Consider the following 2886-nt stretch of genomic DNA (forward strand, 5'->3'; position numbering starts at 1 on the left):
ATGAACGGAATGTCTTTTAGGGCGGTGTGACGCAAGAGCTTTTTGCTGTCGCCTCGGCCCAGATTGCTGATGCCCATGGCCGCCAGCACTCTGAAATCGTCTACCGGACGGGTCTTCGCGGCTTCCAACTCGGCTACAAGGTTGGCCGACTGGCCAGGCCCAAAGCCCATCGCTTCAAACTCTGCGGCGGTAATGGCAAAGACTTCCTGAATGGAGCGAACACCGGCTGCGATCAGCTTGTCGCAGGCCACTGGCCCGAACAGGTCAATGCTGCCAATGATGTTAAAGAAATGGTGGAGTCTTGCGTGGCGGCGTCCCTCGCATTCGTTGTTAATGCAGACCAGGAAATCACCTCGGCGCTTTAGGTGTTCGGTGCAGGCAGGGCAGTGCGTAGGCAGACTGGCGCCGTTCGGGGCGGGCGTGGCGCTGACTAAAAACGGGATGATTTCGCCTGATCTTGTGATCGTTGCCATAGCCCCCACATCAATGCCCATTTCCTCAACCTTGCCTGCGTTATGTCCAGTCACATTGGCGATAACAGCGCCGCTCAGGGTGACTTTTTTAAGCTGGATTACTGGGGTCAAACGCCCTGTTTTACCAATTTGCCACTGGACACCAACGACAGCCGTGGTGGCGGTTTCACCCACGGTTTTCGCGGCAACCATCCAGTTGTGGTGATGTCCCGTTGAGCCGAGTTCTTTCCGCAATTCGGGTGACTCGACCGCCAGCACCAAGCCGTCTGTGGGGTAGGGCGTGTTGCCCAGCAGGTATTCACGAATTTCGGGCAGCTGAGCAACGATCGTGTCAGTGCGGCTGTCGATTCGGGTCAGTGTGGTGAAGCTCACAAAATGGATAGAATGATCGTTCAGGGCTTTCATGGCAGCAGGGCGTGGTGTGTCGGCACCGACTGCGCCAGTTACAACATTGCGAGGGTGTTTGAACTCTTCGGATAGGTGCTCATCAAAGTACGACTGAATCATAACCAGTTCACCGTCACCGACACCGTGAACCACCAGTTTTGGCAGAATGTGGGTGATGTTGTTGCCAGTCAGGCCATCCCCGCGAGAAGCCAGCACACCGTCTTTCAAGCGGCCAGCCATGCCGTCCAGTTTGGCGGTTACGCTCAGCAAAACGGGCGTCCTAATACCGATGTTCTGGGCGGCTGATTCAACACGGCGAACCCATGCGCTTAATTCACTGTCGGTTTTAACCTTTTCAGTGGAAAGCATTGGGATTTGATGGCGCACTTTGCCAGCTCCGAAGTCAGCCTCAGATTCAACTTCGGTTAGCAGGGCGTGACCAGGGTCGCGGCGGGCGAGTTCATCTATCAGGGCATCGTAATCGCTGTCGCTGATGATGGAGTCATCGGTATTGCGGTAGGCGTCATTTGCACGTTCCAGGGATTCTTCAATCTGGCGGGTAGAAATGCCACTAAGGCTGTCGGCTGTGTTCAGGGTTGCCAAGTTACTCATGCGGGTAAGTCTCCGGTGGTGGTCTTGTGACCTTTTTATGGCTGGTGGGTGCCAGCGATTCAATAACTAAATTATAGGCCAATGGCCTAACAGTAGCAATGCTTATTTTATTATTATTAGCGTTTGTAATTATTAATCGTTGCCGTTATTCTGCCTGAAAACACGGGAATCATTTTCTATGTCAAAAAGACGACCTCTCACAGATGACCAGTTGGGCGACTCCCTACGGCTTCAGGCTATCTACACAGTTAAGAAGGCTGAAATGGAGGCAAGCGGCGGTTCACTGACTCAGGCCCAAATTGCCCACGACTTTGGCTGGCAGACTCAGGCAGCTGCGAGTCAGTACCTAAACCTGAAGATACCCCTAAGCATGGAAGTGGTTGTCCGTTTTGCTCGATATTTCGATGTCCACGTAGCCGATATAAGCCCGAGATTCGCGGAACTTATTATGCCAACCATGATGGGTTCCAGTGACGTGCGCCCCGCGGATACCGTGCCATTGTTTACCTGGGAAACCGTGGGCGTCGATCACGATAGCGTTCAACGAGCGGCCTGCGGCATTCCCCACAGCGGGTATGTGTTTGCCTTATCCGTGAAAGATTCCTCTATGCACAACCAGGGTGGCCGGTATTCGTTTGATAAGGGCGACCTTATCTATGTGGATGGGTCGGCCCGGCTTGAAAGCGGCGTTATTGCGGTTGTCCGCATAGAAGGACGTGAGGCCGCTTTTATGGGCTTGTACGTGGCAATCGGGGACAAAGGTGAGGGTGTGCTTAGGATGTTGAACCCTGGCTGGCCGGAGCGTGAGATTGCCTTGGGAGCCGGGGCTAAAGTGCTGGGCGTTGTGCGAGGGAGGGTTGAGGTTTATTAATGGTGAGTTCCCCTTTCTGAACTCGCCTAAACTATAGCGGGCCCTTATCCTTTAACGCCAGCTCCACGTGTAAGTGCGCAGGCCAGGTCAGGCCAATCAGGGCGCCGAGGCTAAACTTGTTGATGCGGCCGCTCAGGCAGGGTTGGGTTATACCCAGGCGCTGCGCCGCCTCTTTCTGAGTGACGTCCCACTCCTTCACGCGCCTGGTGATCTGAATCATCAGCTCGGAGCGCAGGCGCATGTTCAGGGCTTCTTCAGGGGTATCTTCAATCGCATCCCACACACCTTCGAATCGTTTGTTTGCCATGTCGGTCACTTGGTTAGCGACTTAGTATCATTTATGGATTCTTTATAGTCGAGCGCATCCTGCATGAGCTTGCTCGATGGCTTCTGGGGTTTCCGATCCAAGATTTCCCGCATCCTATTTCCTGTCTCAACAGAAACCCGAATGCGGGTAATCCGATTCACCACCTCTTCAGCTTTTGAGCGGGCTGAATCAATGAGAAACTGGCTCATTGTCATCCCAGATAGCTCAGCAGCTTG

4 protein-coding genes are annotated in these 2886 nt (G+C 53.9%); 1 reads left to right on the forward strand and 3 read right to left on the reverse strand.

What is annotated here, in order from left to right; genetic code table 11:
• The coding region (locus MELB17_RS22965; protein ID WP_007352739.1) for a hypothetical protein at positions 1-1472 on the reverse strand (1472 nt) is incomplete at its 3' end.
• A 178-nt stretch (positions 1473-1650) separates the two neighbouring features.
• Between MELB17_RS22965 and MELB17_RS22970 the strand changes: the two genes are divergently transcribed.
• Entirely contained in the window at positions 1651-2343 is a 693-nt protein-coding gene (locus MELB17_RS22970; RefSeq protein WP_007352740.1) for a LexA family protein, read from the forward strand.
• 31 nt (positions 2344-2374) lie between these two features.
• On the opposite strand, the gene MELB17_RS22975 is transcribed toward MELB17_RS22970, so the two are convergent.
• Complete coding sequence (locus MELB17_RS22975) at positions 2375-2650, reverse strand: helix-turn-helix domain-containing protein (RefSeq protein WP_036186176.1); 276 nt, start codon at positions 2648-2650, stop codon at positions 2375-2377.
• A gap of 5 nt (positions 2651-2655) precedes the next feature.
• Positions 2656-2886: DUF1778 domain-containing protein (locus tag MELB17_RS22980; RefSeq protein ID WP_007352742.1), on the reverse strand; the 231-nt coding region annotated here is incomplete at its 5' end.

Origin of the sequence: Marinobacter sp. ELB17 (genome assembly GCF_000169375.1) — a bacterium.
Lineage (GTDB): Bacteria > Pseudomonadota > Gammaproteobacteria > Pseudomonadales > Oleiphilaceae > Marinobacter.